Genomic DNA, 16179 nt, shown 5'->3' with positions numbered 1-16179 from the left:
GGAATGAACGCTTTCCAGGACAAGGCGGCGCTGGTCACGGGCGCCAGCCGCGGCCTCGGGCACGCCATCGCGCTGCGCCTCGCACGGGGCGGCGCGCTGGTCGCCGTGCACTACGTGCGCGACGCGGAGGGCGCCCGCCGGACCGTCGAGCTGATTGAGAAGGAGGGAGGGAACGCGTTCACCGTGCGTGCCGAGCTCGGCGAGCCGCAGGGTGTGGCGTCCCTCTTCACGGACGTGGCGGAAGGGCTGCGCGAGCGGACCGGCGATCCGGGGGTCGACATCCTCGTCAACAACGCCGGGGTGAAAGTGGCGGGGGCGCCCCAGGACGCCACCGCAGAGGACTTCGACCGGCTGATCGCGGTGAACGCGAGGGCACCGTTCCTGGCCACCGTCCACGCGCTGACGACGTTGCGCGACGGTGGCAGGGTCATCAACATCTCCTCCGGGCTCACGCGGCTGCGCGATCCGGCCTCGGTCGTCTACGCCATGACCAAGGGCGCGCTGGAGCAGCTGACGCAGCATCTGGCCCCCGTGCTCGGGGCACGCGGCATCACGATCAACACCGTGCTGCCCGGCGCGACCCGCACCGGGCAGCCGTTCTGGAACGACCCGGACCTGGCCGCCCAGATCACCGCGATGTCACCGCTGCGGCGGGCCGGCGAGCCGGAGGACGTCGCCGACGTCGTGGCATTCCTCGCCTCGGAACAGGGCCGCTGGGTCACCGGATCGGCCATCGACGCCTCCGGCGGCGCGCTCGTGGGCTGAGCGCCGAACCGCCCCGCATTCCCCGTCCCCCGATTCCCAGGAGCGCATCATGCCGACCTCACCAAGCCCCGCCTCCGGCGCCCTTCCGGGCGCCGGACCCGCCGACGACTCCCTCCTCTCCCAGGTGACCGCCCTGCGCGCCGAGGTGGCCGCCCTGCGCGACCGGGCGGACGTGGCGGCGCTGTGCGACCGCTACGTCGGGTACCTCGACCACGGCCGGGACCACGACGACTGGTTCGGTTCCGTCTTCACCGAGGACGCCCGCCTGACCTTTCCGTTCGGCGAATACGAGGGTTTCGCCGGGCTCGCCGCGTTCCAGGACATGGCCCGCACCACCTTCGAACGCACGCACCACATCGGTGGCACGAACGACATCGACATCGACAACGACCGCGCCCGCGTGCGGGGCATCGTGCTCGCGGTGCACCTGCGCCGGGGCGACGAACCCGACAGCCACTTCCAGATCGGCGGCCACTACCGCGCCGATGTGGTGCGCACCCCCGCCGGCTGGCGCCTGTCCGGCTTCTTCTTCGACCTCGTCTGGCGCGCCGGTGAACCGCCGCGACAGGCAGCCGCCGCGACCTCCGGCTGAAGCCCACCGGCCCGACCGACAAGGGCACTTGACCAAAACCTGACATACACCGGACAGAGATCTGCAATCGCGTTTCTTGATCAACGCCGGTCGGCGGGAAAGGCTGTGCGCAAGCGTCTTCCGGAGCGAGAAGGAGGCCGGGTCCGACCGGTGCCGCGTCCCGCCCCGGTGCTCTGACCGCGACAGCAGCCGGCCCGAGGGGCACGTGCCGCGGCGGGCGGCAGCGTCGCCGCCGTCCGCCGCGTACACCGCCCCGAGGCGTACCCAAGCCCTGGCCCAGGGAGGCACCACATGACACTTCACCGCAGCCGCGGCGTCCCCCTGCTCGTCGCCGTATCACTTCTCGTTCTGAGTGCCTGTGGAGGCGACGGCTCGGCGAGCGAGGCGGCGGGCAACGGAGAGCCGGTCACCGGCGGAACGCTGGTCTACGGGGTCAACTCCGCGCCCCAGACCCTCGATCCGCACGTCAGTCCGCAGGACGCCGCAGGGCTCTACGCCAGGCCGGTCCTCGACTCGCTCGTGGCCATGGACGAGGAGGGCGAGTTCCACCCGTGGCTCGCCACATCCTGGGACATATCCGAGGACGGAACCGTCTACAGTTTCACCCTCCGCGAGGATGTGACGTTCAGCGACGGCACCCCGCTGGACGCCGAGGCCGTGCGGACCAACCTGGACCGCATCGTCGCGCCGGAGACCATGTCCGCGATGGCCGCCAGCTTCGTCGAGCCCTACGCGGCCACGACCGTCACCGGGACCCACACCTTCGACATCGAACTGTCCGAGCCGCACGCGCCGCTGCTCGCGGCCCTGTCGACGGCGTACTTCGGTATCCAGTCACCGCAGTCGCTCCAGCGGAGCCCCGAGGAGATCGCCCGCGAGATCGTCGGCTCCGGGCCCTACGCCGTCGAGGAGTTCTCCCCGAGCACCGGCATCACCTACCAGCGCAACGAGAACTACGCCTGGCAGCCGGCGACCGCCGAGCGAGACGGCGCGGCGTACCTGGAGCGACTGGAGTTCCGCGTCATGGCGGAGGACTCCGTGCGATTCGGCGCACTGACCAGCGGACAGGTCGACGCCATCGGCAACCTCCCGCCGAGCAGTCTGCGCCAGGCCGAGGGCATCGACGGGCTGTGGCTGTCGGAACTCCAGGCCCCCGGCGGCCCCTACGCCTACTTCCCCAACACCGAGCGGGGCGTGTTCACCGACCGGCGCGTCCGGCAGGCGTTCCGCGACGGCATCGACTTCAGGTCACTGGTCGAACAGCTCTTCTTCGGGGCCTTCGCGCCCGCCTGGGGGCCGCTGTCGCCGACCACCCCCGGCTACGACCCGGGCATCGAAGAGGCGTGGGGCCACGACCCCGACGGCGCTGCCGCGCTCCTGGACGAGGCCGGATGGGACGAGACGGACGCAGAGGGCTACCGGGTCAAGGACGGTCAACGCCTCACCGCCGTCTGGCCGTTCGTGTCCTCCGGAGCCGGAGAGCTCGGCGACGTGCTGGCCGAGCAGGTGCAGGCGGAGGCCGCCAAAATCGGCTTCGAGGTCGTCTTCGACACCGGCTCCCAGGGCGAACTGGTGGAGAAGTACAACCGGGGCGAGTACGACCTGATGGACGTCAGCTGGGCCCGCAACGACCCCGACGCGCTGCGCAACCTCTTCGCGACATCCAGCATCCCCACCCCGGACCGCTTCTCGCACAACGCGGCCCGGCTGTCGGACCCGCAGGTCGACGAGTGGCTCGACCAGGCCCTGGCGACCACCGACCCGCAGGCCCGCGCCGAACTGTACGGCTCGGTCCAGCGCTGGCTCACGGAAGAGGCCGCCGTGTTCCCCGTGCACGTCAGCACGAACGTCGTCGCCGGACACGAGCACGTGCGGGACGTGCGCTGGGACCCGCAGGGCTACCCGCTCTTCCACGAGGCGTGGGTGGCCCGGTGACCACTCCCACCATCCCACCCGTCGGCGACATCCCCGGCGCCCCGGCGGGCGGCCGACCGGCGGCCGGGCGCGCACGCGGCGGGTGGGCGCGCGCGGTGCTGCTGCGGCTCACCACCTCCGTGCTGCTGCTGTGGAGCGCCGTCACCGTGTCCTTCGGGCTGCTCCACCTGACACCCGGCAGCGTGGAGGACTCCCTCGTCGGCATGGAGAGTGTCAGCCCCGAGGTCCGGGCCGAGATCGTCGCGGCCTACGGCCTCGACCGCTCCCTGATCGAACAGTACGGCTCCTACCTGGGCCGGCTGCTGCGAGGCGACCTCGGCCACTCCTACCAGCTCCACGAGTCGGTCGCCTCCGCCATCGGTTCCCGGCTGGGCGCCTCGCTGTCCCTCGCGGTCGCCTCCATGGCACTCGCGCTGCTGGTCGCCCTGTCCCTGGCGGTGCTGACGGCCCGCAGGGCCCGCTGGCTGCGCTCCCTGTCCTCCGGCGTCGAACTGCTCGGAGTCTCGGTGCCGGCCTTCTGGGTCGGCATCCTGCTGCTGACCGTCTTCTCCTTCGAGCTGGGGTGGTTCCCCGCCTTCGGCGGGGACGGACTCACCGGCCTGGTGCTCCCCGCCGTCGCCGTGGCGGTCTCGATGACCGCCCTCCTCTCCCAGGTGCTGCGCGAGGGCCTTGAACTGGCGCTCGATCAGCCGTTCGTCCTCACGGCCAGGTCGCGCGGAATGTCGGAACTGGCCGTGAGGCTGCGCCACGCGCTGCGGCACGCGCTCCTCCCGGTCGTCACGCTGGCCGGGTGGATGTTCGGCGCGCTGATCAGCAGCCTGGTGGTGATCGAACAGGTCTTCAACCGCGACGGTGTCGGCCGGCTCGTCCTCAACGCGGTCGCCTCCAAGGACATGCCGATCGTGACGGGCGTCGTCCTGCTCACCGCGGCCGTCTACATCGGGATCAACGTGCTGCTCGACCTGCTGTACCCCATCATCGACCCGCGCCTGCGAGGCGCGTCATGAGCCCCGGCGCCGCACCGGCGCGGACGGCGGGCCCCCGGCGCGTCCGGTTCACCCCGGGCCTGTGGGCCGCCTGCCTCTTCCTCGGGCTGATCACCCTGGCGGGAATCGCCCCCGGTCTGCTGGCACCGGCGTCCCCCACGGAGACGGACGTGCTGCGCGCCTTGCAGGCACCCAGCTCCGAGCACCTGCTCGGCACCGACGCCAACGGGCGCGACGTCCTCAGCCGCATCATCCACGGCGCCAGGCCCTCGCTGCTCGCGGGCCTGGGCGCCACCGCGCTCGCGGTGGTGGGCGGCACCGTGCTCGGGCTGCTCGCCGCACTCGGCGGGCGCGTTCTGGACGAGATCGTCATGCGCCTGGTCGATGTCGTGCTCTCGCTGCCCGGCATGCTGCTCGCGCTGCTGGTGCTGAGCATCACCGGCCCGGGAACCGGGGGAACGCTCCTGGCCATCGCCGTCTTCAGCATCCCGATCTACGCCCGGCTCATCCGCGTGCAGGCGATGGTGATCAAGCGTTCCGAGTACGTGGAGGCCGCCACCTCGCTCGGACTCGGCCGCCCGCGCATCATCATCCGGCACATCCTCCCCAACGCCTTCGCGCCGCTCGTGGTGCTGGCGACCATCGGGGTCGGGGCCGCGCTGGTGGCGGCCTCCTCCCTCAGCTTCCTCGGCTTCGGCCCGCAGCCGCCCGACCCGGAGTGGGGCGCGATGCTCAGCGACGGGCGCGACTACTTCTCGCTGGCCTGGTGGATCGCGATTTTCCCCGGCGCCGCGATCAGCCTGACCGTGCTGTCGATCACCGTCGTCGGCCGCCGGCTCCAGCGGCGTTCCGAGGCGAGCGCCGCCCCCCGGCCGCGCGCCGCGCGCCGGGCGGACCTGCCGGCCGCCCCGAGCCCCGGCCCCGCGCACGACGACCGAGGAGGTCACCGCCCATGACCGGCGCCCGCCCCGAACCCCTGGTGGACGTCGCGGACCTCACCGTGGCGTTCGGAGACACCACCGTGGTCAGCGGCGTGTCGCTGTCCGTCGGCCCCGGGGAGTGCCTGGCCGTCGTCGGCGAGTCCGGCTCGGGCAAGAGCGTGACCGCGCGCAGCCTCATCGGACTCCCCGGCCCCGGCGCCACGGTCACCGCCACGTCCCTGCGCATCGAGGGCGAGGACGCCCGCGCCTTCGGCGACCGCCAGTGGCGGGCGATCCGCGGCGCGCGCGTCGGCCTCGTTCTCCAGGACGCCCTGGTGTCCCTCGACCCGCTGCGCCCGGTCGGCCAGGAAATAGCGGAAGCCCTCCGCCTGCACCGGGCCGTACCCCGCGGCCGGGAACACGAGCGGGTCGTCGAACTCCTGCGCCTCGTCGGCGTACCGGAGCCCGAGCAGCGTGCCGCCCAGTACCCCCACCAGCTGTCGGGCGGGCTGCGGCAGCGCGCCCTCATCGCCTCGGCCATCGGCTGCGAACCGCCCCTGCTCATCGCGGACGAGCCCACGACCGCGCTGGACGTCACGGTGCAGGCCCAGATCCTGCGGCTGCTCGCGGAACGGAAGCAGGCGGGCACCGGAGTGCTGCTGATCAGCCATGACCTCGCGGTGGTCGGGCAACTCGCCGACCGCATCATGGTCATGCGGCACGGGGTGGCGGTCGAGACCGGCGAGGCCGCGCGGATACTGACGGCACCCACGCACCCCTACACCCGCGAACTGCTCGCGGCGGTGCCCGGCACCCGGGCCACCCCGCCGCGCGCGCCCGTCGCGCCCCACCGCGACCGGCCGGTCGACGGCACGGGAGAACGCCCGACGCCACCCCCCGCGGTGATCGAGGCCCGCGGCCTGGTCAAGACGTACGGCGCACGACGCGCGGTGGACGACGTGTCCTTCACCCTGCGCGAAGGAGAGATCCTGGGCCTCGTGGGGGAGTCGGGCTCGGGGAAGACGACCCTCGCCCGGCTGGCCCTCGGCCAGCTCACGCCGGACGCCGGGGACATCCGTGTCTCCGGCCGGGCGTGGACCGCGATGAGCGGGCGGGAGCGCCGCACGGCCAGGACCGCGGCGCAGATGGTGTACCAGGACCCGCTCAGCTCATTCGACCCGCGCTTCAGCGTGTGGCAGGTGCTCAAGGAGGCGCTGCGCGCCGGAGGCGTGCCGCGCGCCGCGTGCCCGGCACGCGCGGCCGACCTCCTGGTACGCGTCGGCCTCGACCCCGACCTGCTGCCGCGCCGCCCCCTGCGCCTCTCCGGCGGGCAGCGGCAACGCGTCGCCATCGCCCGCGCGTTGGCCACAAAGCCGCGCGTCATCGTGTGCGACGAGCCGGTCTCCGCGCTCGATGTCACCGTGCAGGCCGGCATCCTCGACCTCCTCGCCAGGCTGCGGGCCGAAAGCGGCGTGTCGATGCTCTTCATCTCCCACGACCTCGGAGTGATCCGTGAGGTGAGCGACAGGGTGATGGTGCTCAACGGCGGACGTGTGGTCGAGAGCGGGACAACAGCGCAGGTCTTCGACCAGCCGCGGGCCGACTACACCCGCGCGCTCCTGGCCGCCATCCCGCGCCTGCCCACAACGGCCGACCCCTCGCTCACCACCGCCGCGGAGGGCCGCGGCACCTGAACCACCGACCTGTCGGCCCACGCCGCGCCGCCTTGGGGACCACCGGGTCACCGGCCAGGTCTCACGACACACGGAAGGACTCATGACCAGACACGAGCCCGCAGGCCAGGACTCCACCGGTACCATGTCCGCCCGGGGCACGACGCTCTACGCGACACCCGTCGACTACGAGCGTTACGGCCCTTACGGCCCCGGACGACTCCCGTCCGGGGCATCGGGCTGGCAGCGTCCCGCCTACACCTTCAGGAACCGCCTCACGGCCGACGGCTCCAGCGGGTACCGCGCGGAACCGGGCCGCTACCACCTCTACATCGCCCGTGGCTGCGGCTGGGCGCAGCGCACCGCCATCGTGCGGGCGCTCATGGGACTCGAAGACGTCATCTCGCTGTCCTACGTGGACGACGAACGCGACGCGCGGGGCTGGGCGTTCCGCGAGAAGCGCGGCCACGACCCCGTGAACGGCTTCACCCTGCTGCTGGAAGCGTACGAGGCGACGGAACCCGGGTTCGCCGGGCACATCTCCACCCCCGTGCTGTGGGACCGCGAGACCGGGCGGATCGTCAGCAACGACTTCGCCCTCATCACCCTCGACCTGGCCACGCAGTTCGGCGCGTGGGCCACCCCGTCGGTCGACCTCTACCCCGTGGCGCTGCGCCCCGAGATCGACGAGCTGAACGCGTTCATCTACGACAACGTCAACGACGGCGTGTACCGCGTGGGCGGCGCGGTGACCCAGCGCGAGTACGACGAGCTGCGGGCCGCGGTGGCCGGCGCGCTGCACCGGCTCGACGAGCGACTGGCCGACCGGCGCTACCTGTTCGGCGACAGCATCACGGAGTCGGACGTCCGGCTGTGGCCGACGCTCGCCCGCTTCGACCTCGCCTACAACCGGATCGCCCGCGTGGCGCGCGGCGGCCTGCCGGCGTTCCCGAACCTGTGGGGCTACGCGCGCGACCTCTACGGCGTCCCCGCCTTCCGGGACACCACCGAGTTCGGCATCTACTCCCTGGCGGTCGACGAGCCCCCCGACGCCCGCTGGGGCGAGGGGATCGAGCGGATCGAGATCGACGGGGTGGAGCCGGACTGGGAAGTCCCGCACGGCAGACAGGCGTTGGGAGCGCACGCGTCATGACGAGGACGACCCCCCGGAGCCGGGGCTCCGGGGGGTCGGCGACGCCGCCCCCGCCCCGGGCGTGCGCTGCCGGGCCGCGCCGCGCGGAGCGGCGCGGCCCGGCGCCCGGCGGGATCCCGCCGTCAGCGCCGTTCGGCCGAGGCCAGCCACGCCGGGGCGAGCAGCCGCCCCTGGTCGTCGGTCCCCACGAAGTCGCCGAGCCAGTCGTCCGCCTCCCGGTAGCCGAGGGCGGCAGCCCCCCGGGCCACGTGTTCGCGGGTGAGGGCCGTCTGGTAGGTGACCTCGCGCAGTTCCGTGATGTGCCAGCCGCCGGCGAGCACCCGCCGCAACTCCGCCTCGCCGATGTAGTGCACCGCGCTGCCCGGGTTCCGCACCGCGTCGGAGAAGCAGATCAGGTGCAGCCGCGCACCCGGCCGGCAGACCCGGTGCAGCGAGTCGATGTATCGCTGCCGCTGGTCGTCCGCGAGGCAGTGGTACAGCGCACTGTCGACCACGGTGTCGAACCGGCGGTCGAAGCCGGTCAGCCGCGTCGCATCGGCGACCGTGAACTCCACCGCGAGGCCGAGGGCGGCGGCGCGTTCCCTGGCCCGCTCCACGGCGGTGGCGGAGGCGTCGAACCCGGTGACCTCGTACCCCCTCCCGGCGAGGAAGAGGCTGTTGTCAGCGGTGCCGCAACCGGCGTCGAGCACCGAGCCGGTGATCCGGCCGGCGTCCGCCAGCTCGACGAGGACCGGCTGCGGGCCGCTGATGTCCCACGGCGGCCTCGGGTCGCCCGTCGCCGTGCCGAGCGGCGAGTCGCCACTGTACAGGGCTTCGAACTGCTCGACGGTGGGAGTGAAGTCGACGGGGTCGGACGGTGCTGTCACACGGACCTCCCAGGGGTCGGCGTGGTGCGTCACGGGGGGACGGCGGGGGGCGGAGGAGCCCGGACGTCAGCTCGCGGCCTCCTTGGCGAGGCGGACCTGCTTGAGCGCCTCCGCCCACGGGATCAGGTCGTCCAGCAGGTCGTTGAGCGACTGCTCCTGGTACGGGCCCGGGGTGATGGTGCCGGGCAGCGTCGGATCGGTGATCTCGAAGTCGGTGAAGGCGTTCAGCGCGACCTGCGAGCTGACCGTCGCGACCTTCAGCTCGGACATGACGGTCCGCAGATGCTCCACCGCACGGGTACCGCCGGTCACGCCGTGGCTGACGAAGCCCGCCGCCTTGTGGGCCCACTCCTGGTAGAGGAAGTCGATCGCGTTCTTCAGCGCGCCGGGGAACGAGTGGTTGTACTCGGGCGTGACGAAGATGTACGCGTCGTAGGAGGCGACCGCCTGCGCCCAGCGCTTGCTGTGCTCGTACTCGTAGTGCCCGAAGGCCGGCGAGACCGGTTCGTCGAGCACCGGCAATTCGAAGTCGACGAGGTCGAGCAGTTCGACAGAAGCCCTTCCCGACTTCACCTCCGGGTGCCGCTGCGCGACCTCCAGCGTCCAGTCCGCGGTGATCGCGGTGCGGCGCCGGGGGCGGGTGCTCCCCACGATCACGGCTATACGGGTCATAAGTGAGCAACTCCTAGAACTGAGGGGACTTTTGAGTGATCGTCACCAGCGAGGATCTGTTGACTACCACCCCGTGGGTAAAGTACAACAGGTACGGCAATAGTTACAACGTCGATTGTGGCCGAGTCGATTCTTCGCCGAACCGGCGCCGCCCCCTCGCGCGCGGGCGCCGTCGGGCATGCCAGGACCGCCACCCCCCTCACCCCCGATTTCCCCCCATCCCCACGAACCGCGTTGTCGCGCATTCCCGGAGCGGAGAACTCATGGGCAGCGTCCAGATCGAGGAGATTTACCGGCGTGCGGACGTCTACGACGCCGTCTACAAGGGCCGGGGCAAGGATTACGCCGCGGAGGCCCGGCTCGTCACGGAACACATCCGGCGGCTGAAGCCGGACGCGCGCAGCCTGCTCGACGTGGCCTGCGGCACCGGCTCCCACCTCGTCCACCTGGTGGACCACTTCGACGACGTGACCGGCCTCGACCGCTCCGCGGAGATGGTGGAGACCGCCGCCCGGCGCGTGCCCGGCATCCCGCTCCACCAGGGCGACATGCGCGACTTCCGGCTGCCGCGGCAGTTCGACGCGGTGACATGCCTGTTCAGCTCCGTCGGCTACCTGCCCGACCAGCAGGCGCTCACCGCCACACTCGCCACCTTCGCCCGGCACACCACGCCCGGCGGCGTCGTCGTCATCGAGCCCTGGTGGTCCCCGGCGAACTTCCTGGACGGGCACGTCAGCGGGGCCACGGTGCACGAGGACGGCCGCACCATCTCGCGCGTCTCCCGCACCGTCCGCGAAGGCGGCAGCAGCCGCATGGAAGTCCACTACACGGTCGCCGACCCGAAGGCCGGCATCGCGCACTTCACGGACACCCACGTCATGACCCTCTTCACCCACGACGAGTATCAAGCCGCCTTCCGCCAGGCAGGGTTCAGCGTCGACTTCATGCCGTACGAACACGTGGGCCCCGGCCTGTTCGTCGGCGTGCTCGACGGCGGGACGTCAGGGCCGGCCCCGGGAACGCCCGCATGACCGACGTGAACGGGCAGCGGGTCGTCGTCACCGGCGCCGGCCGCGGCATCGGCGCGGCGCTGGCGCAGCGGTTCGCCGCCGAGGGAGCGCGCGTCGGTGTCAACGACCGGCACCCGGAACGCGCGGCCGAGGTCGCGGCGCGCATCGGCGGCGTCCCCATCCCGGGCGACGCCGCCACCCTCTCCCTCGACGAGGCGCGGCACGCGCTCGGCGGCGACATCGACGTCTACTGCGCCAACGCGGGCGTCGTCCACGACGGGGGACCCGAGCTGGCCGACGAACAGTGGCAGGCGGCCTGGGACCACAACGTCCTCGCCCACATCAGGGCGGCCAGGCAACTACTGCCCGGCTGGCTGGCCCGCGGCCGGGGACGCTTCGTCTCCACCGTCTCCGCGGCGGGACTCCTCACCATGGTCGGCGCCGCACCGTACGCGGTCTCCAAGCACGCCGCGCTCGCGTTCGCCGAATGGCTTGCCGTGACCTACCGCCACCACGGGATACGGGTGCACGCCATCTGCCCGCGTGGCGTGCTGACCCCCCTGCACCAGGCGCTCGACAACGCCACCGCCGTACCGCTCACCTCGACGGCCATCGGCCCCGAACAGGTCGCCGACAGCCTCTTCGCGGGGATGGCCGAGGACCGGTTCCTGATCCTGCCCCACCCCGAGGTCGCCGACCACGCCCGGGCCCGGCTCGCCGACCACGAACGCTGGCTCGCCGACATCAACGCCCTGCACCGCCGCAAGGCCGGGACCACGGCCGCCGACCCCGTGGCGAACCAACATGCCTCCCCCTGAGGGAGGTTCAGACGACCAAGTCCCCCCGGTGCGGCTGCGGCCGGGCGGTGCCGCGGGTGTGCACGTCACTCAGCCCGTGGTGGGGCAGCCGGTAGACGCGGACGCTGTCCCGGTCGGCGTTGATGATGTCGTCGATGGCCGCGAGCAGGCGCAGGAGGTCCGCCTCGTCCGCCACGATCTCGAACACGGACTGCTGCACGCGCAGCCCGTACCCCTCGCACAGCTTCGCGACCCGGCGTAGCCGCCTGGCGCCCTCGGGGCTCGTGGTGTCCACGTCGTAGGTGAGGAGAAGGTCCATCAGCTCGCGATCCAGGGGAGGTAGGCGGGCAGGTCACCGCGGAGATGGCGGGCCAGGAGCCGGGCCTGCATCACCGGCAGCAGCCCCGCGGGCACGTCACGGCCGGCGAGCGTGTGGGGCCACGGTCGCTGCCGCCACTCCTGCCACGCCTGGATCACCACCGTGCGGCCGTCCTCGGTGAGCCGCACGGCGCCGCCCGGCAGGTGCTCGAAGTGCTCGGGCCGCAACTGGCGCCGGTTCAGCAGCGTGAGCACGAGGCGGTCCGCGAGCGGCGCGCGGAACTCCTCCATCAGGTCGAGAACGAGCGCGGGCTTGGCTGGACGGATGCCGTGCAGGTAGCCGACGTAAGGGTCGAGCCCGATCTGCTCGGCCGCGCCGTGGACGAGCCCGCGCAGGAGCCCGTAGACGAACGACAGCGTCGCGTTGACCGGGTCCGTGGGCGGCCGGCGGATGCGGCGTTCGAACGGCGGGATGCCCTCCGCCGGACGCAGCGCGTGGCGCACGGCCGCGAAGTGCCGCCGGGCCGCGTCGCCCTCGTACCCCATGAGCGTGTCGGTGTCGGGCGCGACGGCGATCTCCGGGAGGGCGTCCGCGAGTTCACCGGCGGTCGCGCGCATGGCGCCCTGCGCCGCCCCCTTGGCGTCCCGTGCGGCGCGCAGAATGACCCAGCGGCTGTTGCGGACCTTCGCGGCCACGACGTTGCGCGCGATCGCGATCCGGACGGCCGCGTCGTCGTGCGCCTGATGCTGCGCGTGCCGGAGCAGCACGTTCCCCCGGACCGCCCCGTCGAGACGCCCCTCGAACCGGCCGCCGCGGCTCATCCACGTGATGGAACGGGCATCCCGCGCGCAGCGGGCGATGAGTTCGCTGGACAGGGTGACGTGCCCGTAGACGACGATCGCATCGAGGCGGCGCAGCGGCACGATGCGGCGCCCCTCCTGCTCGGGCACGCGGATACGCAGCGAGTCCTCCTCCAGACGGAGTTCGGTGCCCTGCGTCTGCACGTAAAGGGTGTTGAGGAGTTCAGTGGTCACGAATGCTCCGGCAGCGGTTCGGGGTGGAACAGGTCGCTCAGGGCCTGGCGGAAACGGCGGTCATCGGCGAGCACCCGAGGCATGCACGAATCGGCCATCGAGCAGCGGCGGCAGCGCTTGTCCGCGACCGGAGCGGGAAGGGCACTGGCGGTGAGCATGCGCCGGACCTCGGCCGTCAGACCGGTGACGCGGTCGCGCAGCACCTGATCGACCACGACGATGTGGCGGCGCCGGTCGGCCGCGGAATAGACGGCGGCCTCCTCGACGGCCCTCCCGAACATCGCCTCCAGGCACATGGCCTGCCCGGCCGCCTGCACATCGGCAGGGCCGTCCGGCAGATAGCGGCCCGACTTGTGCTCAACGGGCAGCACCCGGCCGTCCGCGTGCAGCTCGACCGCGTCGCAGACACCCACAAGGCCCAGCGCGTCGTTGAACACGGGCAGCGCGTGCAGCGTGCGCACCGCGCCGCGCCCCCGGCTGCCCGGCGTGTCGACACGCTGGTGCAGCAGCGTGCCCCGAACGGTCGCCGCATCGTCCTCGAAGGCGTCCTCAAGCAGGATCAGGCCGCTCTGGCGAGGACAGTAGGCGTAGTGCTCAAGCGCGGAGAGGGGCACCTGCGGCAGCGGCCCCTCCCCGCCCCGCCCCGGTGACTCCGTGGCCACCGCTACCGCACCTGGGGGAGAAGCGTGGTCAACTCGACGCCGTCGGGCAGCTTCGCGGGCTCCGTACCGAGCTCGTAGTCGTCGAGACTGCGCGCGGTGACATCCCCCCGGCGGGTGACGGTGATCAGATCGGCCAGCTCGTGCGCGGGCGCGCGGCCGAACGGGTCCGCGTGGGTGAACACGTGCAGACCGCGCAGCGCGAGCCCGGCCCTCGCCGCAGCCCTGTCATGCTCGAACATGAGGATGAACGCCCGCCAGAACAGCGCCAGATCATCCTTCGTGACGCCCGTCCTCCCGGCCAGCGGGGCACTGAAGTGACCTGTGCCCTTGTAGAGGCCGTAGGGCACGATGTGCTTGGAGCCCATCTCGGTCTCCTTGCCCTTGGTCTTCCCGTCCGGAGACGGGTTGTTCCACGCCTCGACATCCTCCTCACGCGTCGGCGTGACACGGGTGATGCCGATGTCGAACGGGGTGACGGGGTCGACGGACCGGGCGAACCCGATCTGCACCGGGCCCTGCACCCGCCCCGCCCACCGATCTTTCTTGCCCGTGGTCATCACGGCACCGAACATGCGGACATCGAAGAAGTTCCGGCACATCCACTCCTGCGCCGACTTCTTGTCGGTGGCCTTCCCCTCGGTGAAGGCGCGCTCGTGCTGCGCGTTCAGCGCGACCCCGGCCTCGACGTAGATGTGGTTGCCGGGGACGTTCTCGTGCTCGTTGATCATGGCCACCGTGTTGCGGATCTTCCGCTTGATGGCCACATCGGTGATCAGCCCCTGGCCGGTGATCGGATCGGTGCGCGGAATACCGCCGTTGTCGGGGTCGCCGTTCGGATTGGAGTCGACCGCCTCGATGAGGAACACGAAGTCGTGCTTGCGGGCCGGGTCCAGGTGGGCGTCGTTGCTCATCTCGCGAGTCCTTCGGGAAAACGTGACGGAGAGGTCGGTACGGGGGGCTGGTCAGGACGCGGGCTCGGCCGGGCCGTTCGAGGCGGCCTCGGCGTCGGCCTCGGCCTCGGCGTTTGCCTTCGCCTTGGCCTCCTGCCGCGCCGCCGCGGCTTCCAGTGCGGCCTGGCGCTCGTGGTAGTAGCCGAGGACGAACCACGCCTGCCCCAGCGGGTCGAGGTGCTGCGGAAAGGGCTCGCGCAGACCGGCGTGCAACGCGGTCAGCTGGTTGTACAACGCCCACCCGGTACCGGGCTTGTCGCGCTTGAGCCGCTTGAAGTGGGCGTTGGCGTTGGCCACCAACTGCGTCATCGTGGTGAGCGGCGCGATCATCGCGGTACGGAAGTGCTTGTCCCGCAGTGAGGTGTTCAGATTGTCCAGCGCCTTGCCCTGGACCTCCTCAAGCACGAAGAACATGCGGCCGGCCGTGTAGGCGGGATTGGTACTGGTCTCGTCGAGCTTCTCCGGGGCAGCGGCCACGGCGGTTCCCTCGCTGTCGTAGGGGCGGTTGAGGATCAGGCGCAGCAGCGAGACACGCGGGGTGTCGATGCGCTGGTCGGCCTGAATGCGTTGCAGGAGGCGGGGCAGCACCCGGCCGGGCAGGGGAGCGCGGCGGAGCGCGGCGCGCAGCAGCTCGTGTTCGAGACCGCGAGGCGCGCTGTCCTTGGCGTAACGGTCGCCGGTCCAGCGCCCGCAGGACAGGGCCATGAGCCAGAGCGGCGTCCACCGCATCGTGCGGTTCCAGCCGTCGAACACGCCGTGCTGGTCGAACCAGTGGGCCCACGCCTCCCTGATCTCCCGCACGGGCACGTCGATCCAGTCCCGCACCACGATCCTGGCGTTGTTCAGCCCCAGCGTGAGACCGAGGAACGCGTCCGTATCGATCCCCTCGGCGGCGCTCGGCGCAGGACGGACGTTGATGCTGTCGACGAGCCGCGCGATCACGGACACGTCGATCTCATCGTGCAGCAACGCCGACAGCACGTCGTCGGACGAGCCCTCGCGCGTCCACCAGAGAAGCACGCCGTCCTCACGGAACCGGCGGCTGTGGCGCTCCGAGGCCAGCAGGTGGTTCAGCGCGGCCATGGAACGACCGCCGCACGCATGGCAGATGGGCGTGTTGGCCAGTTGCGTGATGCCCTCCCGGCCCTGCGCGGCGGCGTTGACGGACACCAGCTGGCCCTCGTTGCTGCCACCGGCCGTCGGCACAGCACCCTTCTTGACCGGCTCGGGGATCGTCGCCAGCAACTCCGCGTGCTCCCCGCACACCAGGCACAGACCCGAACGCTCCGTGCGGTCACCCTTGCGCCGCCGCACCTCGCCCGCCCAATGGCTCTGCACCGACGGCATGGCATGCAGCCACCGCGTGCCCACACGCAACGCCACGACATCCTTCGCATCGACCCGGTCATCAACGGGCAGCCGCAACGCCGGGTCCGTCAGATACGTGCGCAACGCGACAGCCGCCGGATCATCCCGGTCGCCGTCCGCCCAGGCGAGCGCGAGCTCACGCCACGCCGCGTGACGCCGCGCCGCCTCCGCCCTCGCCTTCTCCGCCGCCGCCTCGCCCCCGCCATCGGCCGACTTCGCAACGCCCAGCACGAACTCCGCCGAATCCACCAGCAGATACGGCGGCACCTTCGTGCCCGAACGCTGCACGTACGGAACCTGCTCCACCATCGCCTGATCCCGCCGCTTCGCCGGCAACGGACCCTCGCCCTGCAACTCGGCGCTCCTGCCGTCCTCCGCGATGCGCAGGACCCAGTGGATCGTCCTCGCCCGGTAATACCCGGCCGGCAGCTGATCGGCGGCACGTTCCGCGAACTCCTTCAGCTTCTGGAGCAGCAC

16 protein-coding genes are annotated in these 16179 nt (G+C 71.8%); 9 read left to right on the top strand and 7 right to left on the bottom strand.

The window, feature by feature from the left end:
* The first annotated feature begins 3 nt into the window (after positions 1 to 3).
* The 7 genes from LC193_RS03455 to LC193_RS03425 all read left to right on the top strand — a co-directional run bounded on the left by LC193_RS03455 (position 4) and on the right by LC193_RS03425 (position 8024).
* Positions 4 to 765: an SDR family oxidoreductase gene (locus LC193_RS03455; RefSeq protein ID WP_226071391.1), complete on the top strand. Its 762-nt coding sequence runs from the start codon at positions 4 to 6 to the stop codon at positions 763 to 765.
* A 49-nt stretch (positions 766 to 814) separates the two neighbouring features.
* A complete protein-coding gene (locus tag LC193_RS03450) occupies positions 815 to 1357 on the top strand; it encodes a nuclear transport factor 2 family protein (RefSeq protein WP_226071389.1) in 543 nt (180 codons plus the stop codon).
* Positions 1358 to 1648: 291 nt separating this feature from the next.
* Entirely contained in the window at positions 1649 to 3292 is a 1644-nt protein-coding gene (locus tag LC193_RS03445; protein WP_226071387.1) for an ABC transporter substrate-binding protein, read from the top strand.
* Positions 3289 to 4299, top strand: coding sequence for an ABC transporter permease (locus LC193_RS03440; RefSeq protein WP_226071385.1), 1011 nt, complete (start codon positions 3289 to 3291; stop codon positions 4297 to 4299). The genes LC193_RS03445 and LC193_RS03440 overlap by 4 nt, the downstream gene beginning before the upstream one ends.
* Entirely contained in the window at positions 4296 to 5234 is a 939-nt protein-coding gene (locus tag LC193_RS03435) for an ABC transporter permease (protein ID WP_226071383.1), read from the top strand. Before LC193_RS03440 ends, LC193_RS03435 begins: the two co-directional genes overlap by 4 nt.
* A complete protein-coding gene (locus LC193_RS03430; protein ID WP_226071381.1) occupies positions 5231 to 6892 on the top strand; it encodes a dipeptide ABC transporter ATP-binding protein in 1662 nt (553 codons plus the stop codon). The genes LC193_RS03435 and LC193_RS03430 overlap by 4 nt, the downstream gene beginning before the upstream one ends.
* A gap of 82 nt (positions 6893 to 6974) precedes the next feature.
* On the top strand, positions 6975 to 8024 hold the full coding sequence (locus LC193_RS03425) for a glutathione S-transferase C-terminal domain-containing protein (RefSeq protein ID WP_226071379.1): 1050 nt from the start codon (positions 6975 to 6977) through the stop codon (positions 8022 to 8024).
* Between the two features lie 122 nt (positions 8025 to 8146).
* On the opposite strand, the gene LC193_RS03420 is transcribed toward LC193_RS03425, so the two are convergent.
* Both LC193_RS03420 and LC193_RS03415 read right to left on the bottom strand, forming a co-directional pair.
* Positions 8147 to 8890, bottom strand: coding sequence for a class I SAM-dependent methyltransferase (locus LC193_RS03420; RefSeq protein ID WP_226071377.1), 744 nt, complete (start codon positions 8888 to 8890; stop codon positions 8147 to 8149).
* A 66-nt stretch (positions 8891 to 8956) separates the two neighbouring features.
* Entirely contained in the window at positions 8957 to 9562 is a 606-nt protein-coding gene (locus LC193_RS03415; RefSeq protein WP_226071374.1) for an NADPH-dependent FMN reductase, read from the bottom strand.
* A 263-nt stretch (positions 9563 to 9825) separates the two neighbouring features.
* Between LC193_RS03415 and LC193_RS03410 the strand changes: the two genes are divergently transcribed.
* Together LC193_RS03410 and LC193_RS03405 are read left to right on the top strand one after the other, a co-directional pair.
* Positions 9826 to 10593 (top strand): class I SAM-dependent DNA methyltransferase, encoded by a 768-nt coding sequence (locus LC193_RS03410; RefSeq protein WP_226071372.1) that lies wholly within the window; start codon positions 9826 to 9828, stop codon positions 10591 to 10593.
* Positions 10590 to 11390 carry an SDR family NAD(P)-dependent oxidoreductase gene (locus tag LC193_RS03405; RefSeq protein ID WP_226071369.1) on the top strand — a complete coding sequence of 267 codons (801 nt, stop codon included), beginning with the start codon at positions 10590 to 10592 and terminating at the stop codon, positions 11388 to 11390. The genes LC193_RS03410 and LC193_RS03405 overlap by 4 nt, the downstream gene beginning before the upstream one ends.
* Positions 11391 to 11397: 7 nt before the next feature.
* Here LC193_RS03405 and cas2 read toward each other — a convergent pair whose 3' ends face one another.
* From cas2 to cas8c, 5 genes are read right to left on the bottom strand one after another with little or no spacing between them, the layout of a single operon-like run.
* The gene (gene cas2 / locus LC193_RS03400; protein WP_226071367.1) at positions 11398 to 11688 is read right to left on the bottom strand and encodes a CRISPR-associated endonuclease Cas2; all 291 of its coding nucleotides are present in this window, start codon (positions 11686 to 11688) and stop codon (positions 11398 to 11400) included.
* On the bottom strand, positions 11688 to 12722 hold the full coding sequence (gene cas1c, locus LC193_RS03395; RefSeq protein ID WP_226071365.1) for a type I-C CRISPR-associated endonuclease Cas1c: 1035 nt from the start codon (positions 12720 to 12722) through the stop codon (positions 11688 to 11690). Before cas1c ends, cas2 begins: the two co-directional genes overlap by 1 nt.
* Positions 12719 to 13384 carry a CRISPR-associated protein Cas4 gene (cas4, locus tag LC193_RS03390; protein WP_226071363.1) on the bottom strand — a complete coding sequence of 222 codons (666 nt, stop codon included), beginning with the start codon at positions 13382 to 13384 and terminating at the stop codon, positions 12719 to 12721. The genes cas1c and cas4 overlap by 4 nt, the downstream gene beginning before the upstream one ends.
* Positions 13385 to 13386: 2 nt before the next feature.
* Positions 13387 to 14295, bottom strand: a complete 909-nt coding sequence (gene cas7c / locus LC193_RS03385; RefSeq protein ID WP_226071361.1) for a type I-C CRISPR-associated protein Cas7/Csd2 — start codon at positions 14293 to 14295, stop codon at positions 13387 to 13389.
* A gap of 51 nt (positions 14296 to 14346) precedes the next feature.
* Entirely contained in the window at positions 14347 to 16179 is a 1833-nt protein-coding gene (cas8c, locus tag LC193_RS03380) for a type I-C CRISPR-associated protein Cas8c/Csd1 (protein ID WP_226071359.1), read from the bottom strand.

The sequence above is a fragment of the Streptomyces marincola genome (assembly GCF_020410765.1).
GTDB classification, from domain to species: domain Bacteria; phylum Actinomycetota; class Actinomycetes; order Streptomycetales; family Streptomycetaceae; genus Streptomyces; species Streptomyces marincola.
Note: the sequence above shows the minus strand (reverse complement) of the source record. Positions and strands in the feature narration are given on the sequence as shown.

Excerpts from the sequence above, each read along its gene's own strand:
- LC193_RS03455 (WP_226071391.1), top strand. The coding sequence starts at position 4 with ATGAACGCTTTCCAGGACAAGGCGGCGCTGGTCACGGGCGCCAGCCGC.
- LC193_RS03450 (WP_226071389.1), top strand. The coding sequence starts at position 815 with ATGCCGACCTCACCAAGCCCCGCCTCCGGCGCCCTTCCGGGCGCCGGA.
- LC193_RS03445 (WP_226071387.1), top strand. The coding sequence starts at position 1,649 with ATGACACTTCACCGCAGCCGCGGCGTCCCCCTGCTCGTCGCCGTATCA.
- LC193_RS03435 (WP_226071383.1), top strand. The coding sequence starts at position 4,296 with ATGAGCCCCGGCGCCGCACCGGCGCGGACGGCGGGCCCCCGGCGCGTC.
- LC193_RS03430 (WP_226071381.1), top strand. The coding sequence starts at position 5,231 with ATGACCGGCGCCCGCCCCGAACCCCTGGTGGACGTCGCGGACCTCACC.
- LC193_RS03425 (WP_226071379.1), top strand. The coding sequence starts at position 6,975 with ATGACCAGACACGAGCCCGCAGGCCAGGACTCCACCGGTACCATGTCC.
- LC193_RS03415 (WP_226071374.1), bottom strand. The coding sequence starts at position 9,562 with ATGACCCGTATAGCCGTGATCGTGGGGAGCACCCGCCCCCGGCGCCGC.
- LC193_RS03410 (WP_226071372.1), top strand. The coding sequence starts at position 9,826 with ATGGGCAGCGTCCAGATCGAGGAGATTTACCGGCGTGCGGACGTCTAC.
- LC193_RS03405 (WP_226071369.1), top strand. The coding sequence starts at position 10,590 with ATGACCGACGTGAACGGGCAGCGGGTCGTCGTCACCGGCGCCGGCCGC.
- cas2 (WP_226071367.1), bottom strand. The coding sequence starts at position 11,688 with ATGGACCTTCTCCTCACCTACGACGTGGACACCACGAGCCCCGAGGGC.
- cas7c (WP_226071361.1), bottom strand. The coding sequence starts at position 14,295 with ATGAGCAACGACGCCCACCTGGACCCGGCCCGCAAGCACGACTTCGTG.